Origin of the sequence: Vibrio scophthalmi LMG 19158 (assembly GCF_000222585.1) — a bacterium.
GTDB classification, from domain to species: Bacteria; Pseudomonadota; Gammaproteobacteria; order Enterobacterales; family Vibrionaceae; genus Vibrio; species Vibrio scophthalmi.
Window position 1 is genome coordinate 1 of sequence record NZ_AFWE01000093.1, and the last position, 17,071, is coordinate 17,071.

Annotated in this window: 16 protein-coding genes; 6 read left to right on the forward strand and 10 right to left on the reverse strand. The window is 44.0% G+C overall.

Features of this window, described 5'->3' with window-relative positions:
* The 3 genes from RH88_RS08120 to RH88_RS08130 form a co-directional block, all read left to right on the forward strand.
* Window positions 1-232, forward strand: a 232-nt coding sequence (locus tag RH88_RS08120; RefSeq protein WP_005594884.1) for a hypothetical protein, incomplete at its 5' end; no start/stop codon positions are given.
* Window positions 233-271: 39 nt separating this feature from the next.
* On the forward strand, window positions 272-1,591 hold the full coding sequence (locus RH88_RS08125; RefSeq protein WP_005594885.1) for a hypothetical protein: 1,320 nt from the start codon (window positions 272-274) through the stop codon (window positions 1,589-1,591).
* Between the two features lie 271 nt (window positions 1,592-1,862).
* Entirely contained in the window at window positions 1,863-2,555 is a 693-nt protein-coding gene (locus tag RH88_RS08130) for a pseudouridine synthase (RefSeq protein WP_005594886.1), read from the forward strand.
* Between the two features lie 64 nt (window positions 2,556-2,619).
* Here the strand turns inward: RH88_RS08130 and RH88_RS08135 are convergent, their stop codons facing one another.
* Window positions 2,620-2,880 carry a hypothetical protein gene (locus RH88_RS08135; RefSeq protein ID WP_005594887.1) on the reverse strand — a complete coding sequence of 87 codons (261 nt, stop codon included), beginning with the start codon at window positions 2,878-2,880 and terminating at the stop codon, window positions 2,620-2,622.
* 415 nt (window positions 2,881-3,295) lie between these two features.
* Here RH88_RS08135 and RH88_RS08140 point away from each other — a divergent pair, with 415 nt between their 5' ends.
* Window positions 3,296-4,351, forward strand: a complete 1,056-nt coding sequence (locus RH88_RS08140) for a leucine-rich repeat domain-containing protein (protein ID WP_040757893.1) — start codon at window positions 3,296-3,298, stop codon at window positions 4,349-4,351.
* Window positions 4,352-4,492: 141 nt separating this feature from the next.
* Here the strand turns inward: RH88_RS08140 and RH88_RS08145 are convergent, their stop codons facing one another.
* On the reverse strand, window positions 4,493-5,137 hold the full coding sequence (locus RH88_RS08145; protein ID WP_005594890.1) for a DUF2628 domain-containing protein: 645 nt from the start codon (window positions 5,135-5,137) through the stop codon (window positions 4,493-4,495).
* Window positions 5,138-5,460: 323 nt separating this feature from the next.
* Here RH88_RS08145 and RH88_RS08150 point away from each other — a divergent pair, with 323 nt between their 5' ends.
* Together RH88_RS08150 and RH88_RS08155 are read left to right on the forward strand one after the other, a co-directional pair.
* Entirely contained in the window at window positions 5,461-7,416 is a 1,956-nt protein-coding gene (locus RH88_RS08150) for an alkyl/aryl-sulfatase (protein ID WP_005594892.1), read from the forward strand.
* A gap of 49 nt (window positions 7,417-7,465) precedes the next feature.
* Entirely contained in the window at window positions 7,466-7,960 is a 495-nt protein-coding gene (locus RH88_RS08155; RefSeq protein ID WP_005594894.1) for a hypothetical protein, read from the forward strand.
* A 152-nt stretch (window positions 7,961-8,112) separates the two neighbouring features.
* Here RH88_RS08155 and RH88_RS08160 read toward each other — a convergent pair whose 3' ends face one another.
* From RH88_RS08160 to RH88_RS08195, 8 genes are all read right to left on the reverse strand, one after another.
* Window positions 8,113-8,457 carry a YajD family HNH nuclease gene (locus RH88_RS08160; protein ID WP_005594896.1) on the reverse strand — a complete coding sequence of 115 codons (345 nt, stop codon included), beginning with the start codon at window positions 8,455-8,457 and terminating at the stop codon, window positions 8,113-8,115.
* A 256-nt stretch (window positions 8,458-8,713) separates the two neighbouring features.
* On the reverse strand, window positions 8,714-9,655 hold the full coding sequence (locus tag RH88_RS08165; RefSeq protein ID WP_005594898.1) for a Dyp-type peroxidase: 942 nt from the start codon (window positions 9,653-9,655) through the stop codon (window positions 8,714-8,716).
* A gap of 286 nt (window positions 9,656-9,941) precedes the next feature.
* Window positions 9,942-11,204, reverse strand: coding sequence for a hypothetical protein (locus RH88_RS08170; protein ID WP_005594900.1), 1,263 nt, complete (start codon window positions 11,202-11,204; stop codon window positions 9,942-9,944).
* 101 nt (window positions 11,205-11,305) lie between these two features.
* A complete protein-coding gene (locus RH88_RS08175; protein ID WP_005594902.1) occupies window positions 11,306-12,238 on the reverse strand; it encodes an alpha/beta hydrolase in 933 nt (310 codons plus the stop codon).
* A gap of 9 nt (window positions 12,239-12,247) precedes the next feature.
* On the reverse strand, window positions 12,248-13,450 hold the full coding sequence (locus tag RH88_RS08180; RefSeq protein WP_005594903.1) for an MFS transporter: 1,203 nt from the start codon (window positions 13,448-13,450) through the stop codon (window positions 12,248-12,250).
* 199 nt (window positions 13,451-13,649) lie between these two features.
* Window positions 13,650-14,852: an enoyl-ACP reductase FabV gene (gene fabV, locus RH88_RS08185; protein WP_005594904.1), complete on the reverse strand. Its 1,203-nt coding sequence runs from the start codon at window positions 14,850-14,852 to the stop codon at window positions 13,650-13,652.
* Window positions 14,853-14,873: 21 nt separating this feature from the next.
* On the reverse strand, window positions 14,874-15,290 hold the full coding sequence (locus RH88_RS08190) for a MaoC family dehydratase (protein ID WP_005594905.1): 417 nt from the start codon (window positions 15,288-15,290) through the stop codon (window positions 14,874-14,876).
* Window positions 15,291-15,405: 115 nt separating this feature from the next.
* On the reverse strand, window positions 15,406-17,025 hold the full coding sequence (locus tag RH88_RS08195; RefSeq protein WP_005594906.1) for an acyl CoA:acetate/3-ketoacid CoA transferase: 1,620 nt from the start codon (window positions 17,023-17,025) through the stop codon (window positions 15,406-15,408).
* Window positions 17,026-17,071: the final 46 nt, after the last annotated feature.

Here is a 17,071-nt window from a genome sequence, read left to right on the forward strand (position 1 = left end):
ACACAATTACAGTTTTTACAACACAGAGAGGGAGCGCGTGATTGTGTCAAATGACCTCTCTGCTTCAATATTTATTTCTCAATCGTCATTAGAAAAAATAAACAGTACGAATTTAGCGTCATTCTTCCCAGCAATTCCAACTCGGGAGGATTATGAAGAATCTTATCAGCGTCAATTTAAGGATTATCTTGCGTCGTTGAAGCAGGCAGGTCTGTCTCTTGCTGAAGAATAAACATTGTCGAGCACAGTCGTTGATATTGAGAAAATAAAAATGAAAAAAATTATAGTGGTTATGTTGGTCGCGCTTATATCAGTGGGGGGCTTGGCGTATTTGCTAGCAAACTATGGTAAGGAAACGCCTACGACGCGAGAGCAGCAAGTTGACGATATTGTGAAATATCAGGAGTTTACCGATCGTGCTGGCCAGGTTATTTGGGATATTAATATGACAATTCCAGAAAACCCTAGCTTAGAGGCTTGGAATGCGAACCATACAGAGCCACAACAAATGTTTGGTTTTAATAAAAATTATTACATTGCAAATATGGATGGCAGTGACGTTCGTATTTTAGTCTATGGCTTGGAAATTCCCAAGAATACCTACCGTTTAGAAGATGCGAGTATCGTTCGTTCCTATGATGGTCGTTATGTAAAATTAAGACGTAATAATAGTGACTGTTTTATTTTTGACCTAAAAACGCGTGAGAAAATAAAGACGAAATACTGTGGTCACTTTATGCCAAGTCGCAATGAAACCTATATGGAGCTATCAGACCCTCATAGAATGATCGCTAAATATGACCTTGCGACGGGCGAAAAAATTGAATTGGCAAATACATCCACTCTAGAAGGCGTTCCCGTTGCGAAAGGTAAATTTTTTCGCTCAACGGGCAGCATGTTAGTTGATGTAAACAATGATCGACTTTTTTGGCGAGTCTATATATTAAACAATGATGAGAGAGATGCGCCGCTATGGGGCGATGAAGAAAAAGTAACGCTGGAATTCCAATTATCCGATATGACGTATATTGGACGAAATACACGATTGCCTATCAACTGTTTTGAACGAGCGCAAGATGAAGATTATCTTGTTTGCGAGGGTCGTTCTCAAAACAATGGGCACGAAAAGAATGATACGGCTTATTCTTGGCTAGACCCTGAAAAGTCACTTGATGTCTTTCCGCAGGACCACATAAAAGCGTTACAGTTTGGCAAGTGGTATTTCAGTGAGCGTGACGGTGTCACTCGTTTGCGTCAGCCTTATGAACATAGCCAATTTGATCGGATGGAATATCGATATTATGTGATTACTGAGGGCCAAAAACGCAATACATTGGCTTACGAAGACGTCGCAGTGAATTACTACATTGCGCCAGCTTTGCGAGAAGGATTTGACAGCGTTGATTTGCGTCCATTTATGCCAGATATGATCACTCGTCAAGAATATGAACAGTCGGTTCCGAGAGTGAAAGAGAAGCTGCGCATAAGCTGTACACGTAGCGATGATAAATTTGACAGGTGCAGAAGATTCTACGAGTTAAATCGTGTGTTTGATGATGTAAACCAAGTTCGAGAGTATATGAATAAGTAAATTTATCAATGATATAGTGATATTTGAGCATCAACATGCGCAATCACAATTTTAGATTGCGCTAATAACTCTACCTCTAGGGTAAGAGCATGAGCGAAGACTTGAATAACGAAGTATCAACACATTACTTATTACTCAACCTATCAAATTAATTGGGTGTAAGTCGTTTACATTGCAGCACTGCCGAGACGAAACTGGGCAGTGCTTTATTGCTAATTGATAGAGAGTGGGGATAATGCTAACCAATTCCTGTTAACCAATTAAACTTCTCATGCGCCTTGATAAATTCATTTGTAAAAGCACTCAACTGACCAAGCCTCAAGCCCATCAAGCTATTCACCAAGGGGAAGTATGCGTTAACGGTGAAACCCCATTTAATGAAGCGATGCAGGTACATGAGAATAATATCGTTACGCTTAATGGTCTGCGTTTGCTCCCTCGTCCTTTTCGCTACATTTTGATGCATAAACCGGCCGGCACTATTTGCTCAAATATTGATGAGCTTTACCCGTCGTTATTTAATTATGTTGAGGTAGAGAATGTTTCTGAACTGCATATTGTCGGGCGTTTAGATGCCGATACAACCGGCTTGGTACTGATCACTGATGATGGTCGTTGGTCGTACAATATTACGGTTCCAACCAAAGAGTGCGAAAAAGTTTATCGTGTGGGTTTATCCCGCCCAATAGCGGAAGATGTTGAAGACCGCTTTAAACAAGGAATACACCTGCAAGGTGAAACGGAACTGACGCGACCTGCCAAATTAGAAGTTGTTGAGCCAAAAGAGGTGTTACTAACCATTACCGAAGGTAAGTTCCATCAAGTGAAACGGATGTTTTCAGCGGTGGGCAATCGCGTCGTCTCTTTGCATCGGGAGAAAATAGGTAAGATTCAGTTGGATGTTGCCGAAGGGAAATGGCGTTATCTAACCGACGATGAAGTCACGTCGTTCGGTGATAAATAAAGGGCTTTTTAACGTGTAATGTTAACCCCTGCCCAAACCATTGTGGGTTGAGCAGGGTAAAAATTTAGTCTTCGTTTGGATCTACCATAAACGATTCTTCAATTCTTTTTAGCTCTTCTTGCTCTTTGAGTTTGAGTTCTTCTTGTAGAGCCGCTTTACGTTCATTCAGTGCTTTCTTTTCTGACTTAGTCAAAAATTTCACCGCTTTTTTATTCGTAAGCGCATACGCAACGATATCTTCACCTTTTTCGCGACGTTCACTCACTCGTTGTGAAAAACGTTCGTTATCACGCGCTTTGCGTTCAGCTGAACTTAATTTGCTCATGTTTTTATAACCTCATTAGATAATCAAGACAGGACAAATTCACTGCCGTCAGGTAAACAAATGAGATGTCATTTATATAGCTGATGGGGCTATTTTAGCATAAGAGTCGCCCAGAGCGGCTATGCTATCGTATGCCTTGAGTTTTTTGCCTTAAAAAGGAATGTTAGTGGTGACGGGAATCGGGGAGGAAATGCCGAACAGCATAACTCTCTGTTTGGTAGAAGGCGTTTTGGTTAAGATATGTACCAGCCATCTTGCATATGATGATGCAGGTCAATAATTGATGTCGTGAATGTTAATTTGGTGTGCGATAACGGTGGTTTTCAGGTACATTCTAGTGTCTTGAACGGTTGGATTATGCCGCGTAATGTATCGATTAACATTGATTGTGTTTCGAACAGCGCGATTACTAAAGATGAAGTTGAAAAATAGTATTGGAGCACGGATAGCCATCTTGGTTGTATCGCTCACTTTATTTGGCTGTAATAGCTCATATAAAATCACGGAAGATGACGTCACCTTCGATCGACATACTGGCACGATAACGCACTATCATGCTGAATTTAAAAATATCACCATCCCGGATGAGTTGATGGGCGTTGCCGTTAAACGTATTGGCGCGGAAGCCTTTTACAACCGTGAATTAACGGATGTGAATCTTCCTAACACGGTTGTGCACATTGGCGAGCAAGCGTTTCGTCGCAACCGACTAACGAAAATCACAATCCCTCAGTCAGTAACTCGAATAGAAGAGAGTGCATTTTCGAAAAATTTACTCACGCATGTCACCATTCCGTCATCCCTCACGACAATTGAAACAAAAACCTTTGCTTATAATCAGTTAACCAGTGTGATGATTCCAGATTCGGTGAGCGTGATTGGTCCACTCGCGTTTGTGGAAAATAAACTCACTCACGTGGTTATCCCGTCATCCGTTAAAAACATTGAACAAAAAGCGTTTGCTTATAATCGACTAACTAGCTTGGTGATCCCTGATACGGTACAAGTCATTAAGTTGGGTGCTTTTTTGGATAATAAACTCACCAGCTTGACTCTTTCTCGCTCTCTCTTAACGCTACCTACCCGTGCTTTTGCGGAGAATAAGCTCACCTATGTGGCGATTCCCAATTCAGTGACCAGTATTCGCGAGGAAGCGTTTCATGATAATCAGCTGAAAACGATCGTGATTCCTGATGGTGTTGATCGCATTGGTAAAAGGGCTTTTGCTAATAATAAGCTTGAGAATGTAACGCTACCAGATGAAGTGAAAGTCATTGCAAGATCGGCGTTTTCGAATAACCGACTGACTCATGTTGATATTCCGACTTCAGTGGCTCGTATCGAACGCGGTGCATTTTCATGTAATCAACTGACTAAAGTTGCATTGCCGCATGCATTTGATGGCTTAGAACCGCTGGCTTTTGATCAAGGTACTTTACTCGAAAAAAAGGGCTGTAGAAAAACAAACTAAGATAGGAACTTGCCGTACCTATCTTAGCTTGGCGAAAACCTTAATTTGGTGAAAACCTTAGCTTGCCGTAAATGTCGCAAAAACCAGTGATGAAAGGTTGTCACTCTATTTAGTTGAGCAAGCTGATGTTCATCAAGCCAGCTAGTCAAGCAAACTACACAGACCTTGCTCACCAAGGATCTCTACCTCTGAGGGCAGCGCGTAGATGCGGTTTAGCCCGCATTTTACTTGTACCGCTTCTTTGGCATCAACCACTGCATCGGTGTAGTACTCGTGATCTAAGATAAAAGCCACTGAGCCAAAATTAAGGGCAACCGATGCAATTGCGCAGGTAATCACGCTGCTCTTTTTGTGGAAATAACTTGGCCAAGAGCGCCACATTATTTCACTACACCGCACTTTACGATAATAATCTAAACTCGCTAGCATCGAGCAAAGTGCCCCTGGTCCAATCCAGTAAGTCGAATCGGGAATTTGAATTCCGACAAAGAAATCAATCAAGCCTAAAGCCATCGCCCACAACATTGTGAAGGTCAGGATCATCGCGCCTTTGTAATGCATGCCCTTGATGAAGTAATAGATAAATCCGCCAAAGAATGCCCAAAGGTTGCTGGTTATGCTGTATTTCTCGCGCCACGTAAATTGTTTAAAGGTGTCGGTTTTAACAAAGGTGTCGCGGCCTTGGCTATCAGCATTGAGCTTTTCATACAGCTTAAAGCGGCGTTTCCATTTGTCGCTGATATTAAGATCATCGATGTTTTGCGGTTGTTCCGTCATTTCCGTCATAGTCGTTATCTAGCTTTTAGTAGGAGAGTTCAGTTTATTTAGGCGTCTATTACACACTCATATGCAATGGTGGTAATCATGCCACAAAAAAGGTAGTTAGTTGGGATTTTATGATTATTTAAGTGATTGTTTATATTTCAAATATCGATGATGTTAACTTGATCCAATGGTTGTTCTTCTACTGAGCTTCTCTGCTGATAAAAACAACCGCTTCGTTAAATAATGGTTGTCGCTTATGCAACGTTATTAATTTGAATTATTGAAAATCGCTATTGCCTTAACTAGGTTTGATATGAGTTACCTCCATAATATAAGGATGAATTATGCTGCGTTTCACCATTTCGCTCGTGGCGATGGTTATATCGACAGGGGCTTTTTCTACCGAGTCTAAGCCTGCAACTCAAGCGACCATTGAAACCAATCAAGCGTTGTATAAAAGCTTGCCATTCGATGATACCAAAGACTTTGAACGCGCCCAGAAAGGGCTGATTGCCACGCGAGATGTGGTGACGATAAAGAATGAACAGGGCGACGTTGTTTGGGATCTAGAAGAATACAAAAAATTTATTACCTTAGATGCCAAAGCGCCGGACAGTGTTAACCCTAGTTTGTGGCGTAATGCTCAACTTAACGTCATCAATGGTTTGTTTAAGGTCACCGATGGTATCTATCAAGTTAGAGGTTATGACTTATCGAATATTACTTTTGTTGAAGGTAAGACAGGCTGGATTGTTTTTGATCCGTTGATCTCTCAAGAAACCGCGAAAGCAGCATTAGCATTTATCAATGAGCAATTGGGTGAGCGCCCTGTCACTGCCGTGATTTATAGCCACAGTCATATTGACCATTTTGGTGGTGTAAGGGGGATTGTCGATGAGGCGGATGTTGAAGCGGGCAAGGTGGAAATTGTCGCTTCGCATGGTTTTACCGAGCATGCCGTATCTGAAAATGTGATTGCTGGTAACGCGATGGGGCGAAGAGCCATTTATATGTATGGCGCGTTACTGCCCAGAAATGAACAAGGTGGTGTGAATGGCGGGTTAGGGCAAACCACTTCAACAGGTCTGCCTACTTTAATTCGACCAACACTGATCATCGAAAAAACCGGTGAAGAGCATATTATCGATGGCGTGAAAATGGTGTTTCAATACACGCCAGGTACGGAAGCTCCCACGGAAATCAATACTTGGATACCAGAGAAAAAAGCACTGTGGATGGCAGAGAACAGCACCAATACCATGCACAACATTTTGACGCTACGAGGCGCTCAGGTTCGTGATGCATTGAAGTGGTCATCTTATTTGAATGAGACCATCGAAATGTGGGGCAATGACGTTGAAGTGAAATTCCAAAGCCACCATTGGCCAATGTGGGGGCAAGAAGAGATCGTTGAATACTTTAAACGTCAGCGAGATATGTACAAATATACCCATGATCAAACGGTGCGCTTAATGAACCAAGGTTATATCGGGTCTGAAATTTCAGAGATGATCCAATTCCCAGCGGAGATCGAACAAAATTGGAGTACTCGTGGATACTACGGCACGCTTCGCCATAATAGCCGTGCTGTTTATCAGCGTTACATGGGGTGGTATAGCGGCAACCCTTCAGACCTTAATAATTTACCACCAACGGAAGCCGCAATTAAATATGTGCAATATATGGGTGGCGAAGAGGCCGTTTTAGAAAAGGCTAAGCAAGATTTTGCTAAAGGGGAGTATCGTTGGGTTGCGGAAGTGATGAAGCATGCCGTGTTTGCCAATCCAAACAATGAAAAAGCCAAAGCACTACTTGCCGATAGCTATGAGCAGTTAGGTTATCAAGCCGAGTCAGGCCCTTGGCGTTCGGTCTATTTACAAGGTGCCTATGAGTTAAGAAATGGTACGCCGTCAGCAGGGGGAACCAATACGGCCTCTCCAGATATCATCAAAAATATGCCTCCAGAAATGTTGTTTGATTACTTGGCTGTACGACTATTACCTGAAAAAGCGGCGGGTAAAGATTACACCATCAACATCGATTTTAGTGACCTTGATGAGCAATACACGCTCTATATTGAAAACTCAGTACTTAATCACACCACCAAATTGAGCGACGATCCGGATGTCACAATCACTCTAACCAAGCAAGCGCTTGATAATGTTCAATTGGGTGTTATTACCCTTGAAAAAGCGATAGCGGATGGTCAGATCCAGATAAAAGGAGACAAAGAAGTGTTCCAGAATTTTGTTGGTATGCTGGATACGTTTAACTTCTGGTTCAATATTGTGACGCCATAGCGGATGACTAATTACGGTTGTATTCAATATGATTTGAGATGAAGCCATGATGAAATCGAAACTGACTGCAAGGATGTTAAGTCTGATAATCTTGGGAGTAAGCTTAGGCGCAAGTTTTCCTCTGTCTGCTTGCTCCTATGATGGTCAATTTATCAATCCTTTTAGTGAAAGTGTTCCGGGCTCGTTGGACGTCGCGTTTGCGACGTCTTCGGCGTTAAATAGCCAACAGTTAAAACGAGTGGAAACATTAAATGGTCAGCAAGGCTTAAGGCGAGCGAGTTGGTGGCTACAGCTGATGGTTAAGCAGCATAGTGACTCACTTGAGGCGGTTCAATATATATACTTAACCGATAGCCATCTTTGGTCTCGGATTGAGCAAGGAGAAAAGATTGAAGTTCACACTTCTCCTGCAGATGACGCAGAATCCGTATTGCTATTAAGTGAAGCGGCTTTATTCGCGTTAGTGAGTGATCAACTCGATATGAAAACCGCTCTGAATCTTGGCATTGCCAAGAGCTCTCGTTTTACTTTAAATGAGAACTAACGATTTAGGGCTATCCAGCCATCTTTGAGTGTTGTCTTATCGCGCTTAAATGGAATAGCGCTCAAATAAAAAAGTCCGCTCTTTGATAGGCGGACTTTTCTTTTAGAGGCTTTTCTTTTAAAGACTTTGTTGAAGACGCGTTCGTTATAGCGTTATTTCTTCATCATCTTGGCGAGATCAGCAAATGGGTTATGCGTTGCGCCAACATGGTCATCAAGACGTGCAGTTGCTTCGACGCCGTAACGGTCATGATCAAGGTATTTCGAATGCTCATGGTCATGGCAATATAGGCACAAGAGTTCCCAGTTACTGCCATCTTCAGGGTTATTGGTATGGTCATGATCAACATGGTGAACGGTTAGTTCACGTAAGTTTGAGTAGACAAATTCACGAGCACATTTACCACAAACCCAAGGGTAAAGTTTTAACGCTTTTTCACGGTAACCTTGTTCTTGGCGAGCATACGCAGCGCTCGAACCATTGTAATCAGACGACATTTATTAACCTATATCATAGTTGTTCTAATCCAGTTAGCCGCACTTTATCACAAACGATAATCACAGCACTACACGTGTGTCACAGGCTTTATCTTCGTTTGGGAAATTATGGGATTTACCTTGAATGAGAATAAAAGAGAGAGTAGGTAGAAGAGAGTGAAGTGGGTCAATACGCAGAGGTTCAGTATGAGAAAACTCAAACATAATTGAGCCTCTAAGCGAATCAATAGAGGCTCACAAAAGCTAACTGGCAGCGCTATTCGTCGTCAAATAGCGCCATTGCGGTTTGCGATAGCACAAAATAGTTAGCGCCTGATTTCGCATCTACAAAATCCAATAAGCGGTCGTAGTCACCGTTCTCATCGGCGTACATCATTTGACGCAGAGAGGTTTCAATTACATTGGAGTCAGCAGCAAAACCGATAAACATGGTGCCATGTTCGAGGGCATTACCAAAAGGTCGATTCTGACGCAGCATTTTGATCTCTTGATCATCAATCACCACTTTGCTTTTGTTGTTGTGAGCCCATGCAGGTTTCTCATCGTCATCGAGCTCAATATTATCGAACTTGGTACGACCAATGACTTGCTCTTGGTAGTGTTGCGGCTGCTCATGCCAAGACATTTCTCTGTCTACGTAGCGTTGTACGGTGAGGTAGCTACCGCCAAGATGGATTTCAGCTTCATCTTGCACTAAAACAGCATTCACACGCGCTTGGTGTTTTGGATTCTCTGTTCCATCAACAAAATCAATCAAGTCACGGTTGTCTAAATATTTGAAGCCTTGGATATCTTCAACCAGCTCTGCGGAATCTTTAAAGGCCGCTAAAAGATATTTAGCGGCTTGGTAGTTCAAATCAATACGCTCTGATTTGATCATTAGGAAGATGTCACCAGCGGTACTAGGAAAATGGCGCTCGCCATCTTTCATTTCAGTAAATGTAGTGAGGTGTTTAGGCATGACAACATCAGGCAGCGCAGTAGTCCATGCATTTTTAGCAATACCGACGGTAATACTCAAATTTGCACTGGGATCTTTTTGAGCAATGGATTTTTCAATACCAGAGATTTGCGAAAGGGCATCTTGAACCGATTCGGTGTCAGCGGTACTTTTGAGGACAAAAGTAAGGTACTCAGCAAATGTAGAAGGATCCGATAGCACACCCATTTGTGCGCGTTCTGCAATGTTATTTGTCATATAAGAAGCCTTTATAATCATCCGTTCCTAAACATCATTTCATTTCTTTCAAGTTCTTTAAAAGAATGAATCTCTTAAAGAACTATATACCAAACTTCGCAACTGCGTGTTCCTGCATGCTTAATTTGCAACATTGACTTATGCGTTACTCCGGTGTCCATTTTTAAGTGATTAAGGAGTGGGGGAGTACGTGAACAGGGGGGATTATAATGGAAGATAGAAAAAGCGAGCTGTGAGGCTCGCTTAGCGGCGTTGCTGTTTATAGATAAAGCAGATTTAATTACGCTTAGTTGTATTTGATGTTTACCATTGCCATCACCGCCAGATCATCAATATCTTTATCAGCCCAGCTCATCTGCACAGTAAAATCTGTGAATTTGCTCCATTGATATTGTGTGCTGAGATCTAAGAAGGTGGCTTCTAAATCGGTATCACTACCGAGGTTGTGGTCAATATTCATTTGTCCGCCAGCAAATTTAATGTTCCACAGCTCAGAGGCTTGCCAATCGATGCGCGCCGCATAGAGTTGACCATCGTTATTCTCATGACCTAAACCACCAAAGAATTGACGTGAAATAGGATTAGGATCGTTACGGTCATTGTTGTTAATCAGGCCTGAATAGGTATCAAAACCTCGTCCGACTAAACCACCATCTACAAAACCAATGGCTTGTGCTTGTAGCTTCACGGTAGGCGTTAACTGATAGCTTGTTTCAACAAAACCAGCCAAGCCATCTGCCCCCCATGTTGTGTGATAGCCATTTTTATCGGTAGAGTCTGATAAAATAACGTTTGCAGCGGCTTTGACTGAAAAGTCATTCATTACTACGTTGACGAAAGGCGAGATGTTATGGAAGTAATCGATACCATAACCTGCTTGCGGAATACCGGTGGACGAATCACCAATATTACCTTCACCACCGTCAAAGTAGGCCCAAAGCATGCCCCAGTCGACGATGCCGTGGCTACCCACAGCGGCTAGTGCGTACATATGCACATCATCATAAACATCTAGGTCCGTTGCGTATTCACTTTCCGCAAAACGTAAATCATAGATGCCGAGTAAACTAATTTGATCATTGTTGCCATATTGGTAGGATTTCATCGCCAATAAACGATCACGGCGGTCGTTTTCAATATTAAAACCGTAGGCCCAATCGGCACGTTGGCGACCCGCGCGAACCACTAAACCTTGGTCTGCATATTGTACAAAGCCGAGATCGATTGATAGGCCGTCTGAGTTGCTACCATCGGTATAGTTAGTGCCAGCGCCACCGCTGTGTCGACGGTCACCTGACCAATCATAATAACCTTGCCAGCGCGTGTTGATCGACCAACCGTCAGAGAGAATAAGATTGGTTTTTACGCGAAATCGACTGGTATAACCGTTGCTGCTTTCCTCACCTGAGGCATCGATAGCGTGGCCACGCACATAGGCGTCCATTCCCCAGTCTAATTTGATGTCATCATTGAGCTCAACAACAGCGGCGTGGGTAGCAAAAGACGAACAAAGCCCCGCCACCGTTAAAAATAACGTCTGCGCTTTCATATTCATTTCCGTGTAAATAGGGTGCTTACTTCAAGGAGTTACCCACTAGAGGGGCAGAAGTAAGCACCAAGTTATAAGAGGGTACTTATTTGGGTGTGTGCTTAATTTAGGAATGCACTGATTTTTTGGTAAACGGTATCGCACTCTTCTTTGACCAGATCTTCCATATTTAGGAAGGTATGGATCATGTCATTGAAGTGGTAGTGCTCAACATGTGCACCTGCACTTTGTGCCATCTCTGCGTAAGCAATGCCCTCGTCACGCAGTGGGCAGAATTCTGCAGTCATCATCAATGTCGCTGGTAATTGTGCCGACATTGGTTGATACAGTGGTGATGCTTCGCGGCGATCTTCGTTGTTATGGAAGTAATTGTCGAAGTACCAAGCTATCTTACCTTTTTGCAGTAGGTAGCCCGTCGCGTTTTCTTCCATTGACGCACTGTCCATCGTGTAATCGAGGCTAGGGTAAAGCATGACTTGCTTGGCAATGTTCACCTTGTCATCGAATTGTGCTTTAGCACTCACCGTCGCCACTAAAGCGCCACCACCTGAATCACCAGCAATCGATAGCGTTGGCAAGTAGTTCAACTCACGGCCATCTAGCGTTGCCCATAGGTTGCTAACCACTGTGTATGCGTCAATGACGCCGGCAGGGTAAGGGCACTCAGGTGCAAGGCGGTAATCTACAGCAACAACAATGTGTTTGGTTGCGAGCGCTAGCTTACGACAGATAGGGTCGTAAACCGTTACGCTGCCCGCCATATGACCGCCGCCATGGTAATAGACTAATACTGGTAGCGCAGTTTCTGGTTCTGGGTGATAGATACGCACTGGAACGTTGTAAGCTTCACCGATGACCAAGTCATCTTGTACCCATGCGACGGCAGGGATATCAGTCACTAAACCTTTGGTTAAATTCGCTAAACCTTCACGAGCATTGGTCGCTGTTGGTTTAAATCCATTTTCAATTAATTGGCCCACAGCAATGTTAAAGTTCTCTAACCATGCTTGTAATTTGGGACTTACTTGGCGCATAACGCCTCCTTAAGCAGTTTTGGTAGTGTGATTAACAAGCTCTGGCTTTTTACCTGTTTCAGGCAAGAAGAAGCTCGCAAGGAAGAAAGTTGAAGAACAGATAACAGCGAACGTTGCAGCGTAAGCAATGTTGCCAGTCATATCTGCAAGTACACCTGCTAAGAACATCAGTACGGTTTCAATCATGTAAGAGATTGACCAGAACATACCGAAGATCACCGTGATACGAGCAGGTGTCATATTTGGCAGCTCTTGTGGTAGTGTCACCAGTGCCGTCATCGGCATGAACATGAAGAAGCCAGCCATAAACGCAGCTGCGTAAGCGATAGTGGCATTGCTGGTGGTGATCATCACAGCAGCGAACAGCGTCATTGCCAAACCACAGCCACGGATAACAGGTACACGTAGTGGGTAGCGTTTAACAATCATGATGCCGGCAATCGTGCCCACCATACCTGCGCCAATCATGATTGAAGAAAGGTATTTAGCTTCGGCTGCAAATGTTGGGACTAATGGGAAAAGCGCAAAAACAGAGATGTAGCAGAATAGAAGACCAGAATAAGCAATCGGTAGCCACCAGTTTACTGACTCTTTTACGCCATCTTTTAGCGTGTAAGTCACTTGTGGTTTGTCACCTGTCGAGCTTGTAGATAGAGAGAAGTCGTCACTAATGAACCACCACACCACAAGAACTGCGAGGCTGACCGCTGAGATAGCTAAGATAACATTCTGCCAGTTGCCCAAAGTAGAAAGTAGTGAACCGGTGAATAACAAGGCTAGCAGGTTACCCATATTGAAAGCCGCCGCGTTGATACCGTTGATCATTGGGCGCTCTTCAGCATTAAAGTAGTTAATCACGATTGGGTTGAAGTAAACAATGGCAAATGCACCACCAAAACCCATCACCAAACGAGAAACCACATACAGAGAGTAGTTTCCGGCAAATACGCCAGCAGCACCGGCAGCGATTAATAGTGAAGCAATCGCAAAGGCTTTCTTTGGTCCCATTTTAACCAGTAGCCAAGCTGCTGCGAGGTTACCAATAATTTTGGCGATGGTAATAGCATTGTTCATCCATGTAGCGGCGGCCATGCCTTCAATATTGTAGAAGGCCATGATGTTTGGCGTCATCATTGAACCAGCAACCCAAGACATAGCAAAGAGGGCGTAGGTGAGAAATATCGTTATTTCAATAAGATGTTTCTTGTTCATATTATGTACCTTGTAGGGTGATACTTGAATTATTTTTCATCCTTATAATACCCCATTAAAAGTGCGGTATTATCCTGATTTTGCAAGAATGAATTGTGTGAAGTCAGTCGGATGATGTTTTTTAAGTTCTTATAAATCAATTGAATACAAATGAAGCTCTGCCGTAAAGGTAGAGCTTCCATCAATGGCTATGACGTGTTTATGGTGTTAATAATGCCAATTCTTGCATATTGACTGGCGTGGAATAATCCACCTCAGAAAAGCCAAACCCATTCAGTTGCATAAAGTCGAGCTTATAGCCTTGATAATCGCCAATTTGTTGGAAGTTATCATTATCCATTGTCGCCATCATTGCTTTGACTTCAGATTGTGTTTGCTCTTCTAATTCCCAGTCATCGATACGAATGAGACGCGCGTCATCAACAGGTACGGCAGTAAAATTACTGTAAAGACGTTGAGCGAATAAACGTTGCATTTGCTCAATACAACCCTCGTGCGTGCCTTTTTCTTTCATCACTTTAAACAGTGAAAGAATGTAAGGTGAAAATGCAGGAATAAAGACGCTGGCTTTGGTGACAAGCGCTTTACAGACAGAGACATAAGCCTCGCCACCAATGGCGCCGAGTTGCTCATTGAGTGTGTCTGCAGTGTTATGCAGGTGTGCTTTCGCGCGGCCAAGCGTGCCTTGGTGATAAATCGGGTAGGTGACCTCTGGACCAACGTAAGAGTAAGCAACGGTTTTGCATCCTTGAGCTAATACACCCGCATCAGAAAGCATGTTGATCCAACTTTGCCAATCTTCACCGCCCATCACTTTGATGGTCGCATCCAGTTCTGCCTCTGAGGCAGTCTCGACTTGCATGGTTTCAAGCGCATCCATCTCAATGTTGATGGTTGGCCCTGAAACAGGCTCACCGACGGTTTTGATGGATGAGCGCCATAACTCGCCCGTTTCTGGATTGGGACGAACACCAGTTGCTAGGCTATAAACCACCAAGTCGACTGAGCCACCAAATTCATTTTGAATGTAGTCCAAAACATCCTGGCGAGTGTGTGCAGAGAAAGCGTCACCAACAAAGTTTTTAGCAATCAAGCCCTGTTTTTCAGCTTCTTGGCGGAAGTAAATGTTGTTATACCAACCCGCAGTACCCACGCCTTTATCACTTGGGCCACGTTCAAATGATACCCCAATAGTGTCGGCATTTGAGCCGCCAAAAGCGAGGCTAATACGTGAAGCCAAACCAAAACCAGAAGATGCCCCAAGAATCAGTACTTTTTTTGGACCACCTTGGATAGCGGGAGCATTTTTTACGTAGTCGATTTGGTTTAATACCGCTTGACGGCAACCGATAGGGTGAGCTGAACGCGCAACCACACCTTGAACAATAGGTTCAATAATCATAACAATACCTTATATATAGAATTAGTGTTTTGGGGGCATAACGGTGGCGACGCCTTGAATCACGATTTTGTCATGTTGATTCACGCTACGGGTCGCCAACTTTGCGATGTTTTTTTCTGCGTTGATTTCGATCACTTCCACTTCTGCGCGGATGGTATCGCCAATAAAAACTGGAGCAGTAAATTTGAGCTCTTGGCCAAGATAAATCGTTCCCGGCCCCGGTAGCTGCATGCCGAGTACTGCCGATGTCAGGCCTGACACCATGATGCCGTGGGCAACGCGATTACCAAAAATGCTATTTTGACCAGCGATTTGGCTAACATGCACTGGATTGATGTCGCCACTAATGCCGCAAAAAAGCTGAATGTCAGATTCACTGATGGTTTTTTCAAAATGCGCTCGTTGACCAACAACGAGCTGTTCTATGGAGTAACTCATGGTTTCTATCTCTAAAATAACTTTGCGATACAGCCAATGTCGAAAACACGAGTGCTGCTGTATGGCAAAGCAATTTCCCTCTCACACCATTTGCGAGGCGTGAGAGGGCATAGGATTACGCTGCGACGGTTTGCTTTGTTGTCACTTCAGTCGGCATTTGTGATGGTGATGACAGAGTGAGCCCCATCGGTTCATCATGGAAAATGCGTGTATCCATGGTTTTCAAATCACGGCTTATGATCGGGTTAAAGTCCATTCTCGCGAGTATGTCGCGGTCTAAATCGACGCCCGGTGCGATTTCAATCAACTCTAATGTGGTTGCACCCAAACGGAATACCGCGCGCTCAGTGATATAAAGCACGGGTTTGTGGTTACGTCTCGCAATGTCTGCTGAGAAGGTAATTTGCTGCACTTCTTTGATTAGCTTGTTGATGTGGCCATCATTGATAATCGTCAGCTCGCCGTTACCGGTTTCGATTTCAAGTTTACCTGCGGTAAATGTGCCGCAGAAAAACACCTGCTTTGCATTTTGAGTAATGTTGATGAAACCGCCACAACCAGCAATTTTGCTACCAAACTTAGATACATTCAGGTTGCCGTGTTGGTCACATTCCGCTAATCCAAGAAAGGCTTGGTCAATACCGCCGCCATCATAAAAATCGAACATTTGGTCTTGAGTGATCACCGCTTCAGGAAAAGCCGATGCGCCAAAGCTCAAACCGCCTGCTGGTGTACCGCCGATTGCGCCTGGCTCAACCGTTGCGATCATTTGATCGGTAATGCCTTCTTCATCCGTGACCTCTGCGATCACTTCCGGCACGCCAATGCCATAATTAAGAATGGCGCCATGTTGCAGTTCCATCGCTGCGCGACGAGCAATGATTTTTTTTGCATCGAGTGGACGCGCTTTACCCGTTTTTTGTTCGGACTCTTCGCATCCTTTGTCTCCTCGACCGCAGTAGGCCGGGTTCATTGGTTCCGCGAAGGTTTGCATGTGCAATGACTCTTCAGCAATCACAATCGCGTTGACGAAAATGCCCGGGATGCGCACTTGCTGAGGATCCAACTCGCCGTTTTTTACCACGCGTTTTACTTGCACAATTACCTTGCCACCCATGTTGGTGACCAATTGTGCCGCCGCGAGGTTTTCCAAAAACAGACATTCATCTTCCATGGTGACGTTGCCGTTTTCGTCTGCAGTGGTGCCGCGTAAAAGGGCAACCGTTGGGTTAAGGCGTTTGTAAAATAAGAACTCTTCGCCTTCAATTTCCATCACTGAAACACGGTCTTCAGATGTAGAGGTATTGATTTTTCCGCCACCTAAACGAGGATCCACAAAAGTGCCTAAACCAACGTGAGATAGCGTGCCAGGTTTACCAGCCGCTGAATCACGAAGTAGCTGAGCAATCACACCTTGTGGGAAGTTATAACCTTGAATTTGGTTGTCGTTGGCCAATTTTTGTAGGCGAGGAATTAATCCCCAGTGACCGCCACATGCCATGCTGACCATGCCCGGGTGCGCTAAGTGGTTTGTCGCTTTATCAACACCATCACCTTGGCCTGCGGTAAAATAGAGTTCGAGATCATTCGGTTGACCGGTCGCAAGGAAGCGTTCGCCAATGGCACGTTCAATGGCTTCTGGCACGACTGCGCCGATGAAACCGCCTAAGATCACCTTGTCACCATTTTCTATCAAAGCTGCTGCTTGTAGGGCAGTTAACACTTTTGTTTTCATTCTGCTTTCCTTCTGGAAATTTATTGTGGCCTGGGCATCGCTATCC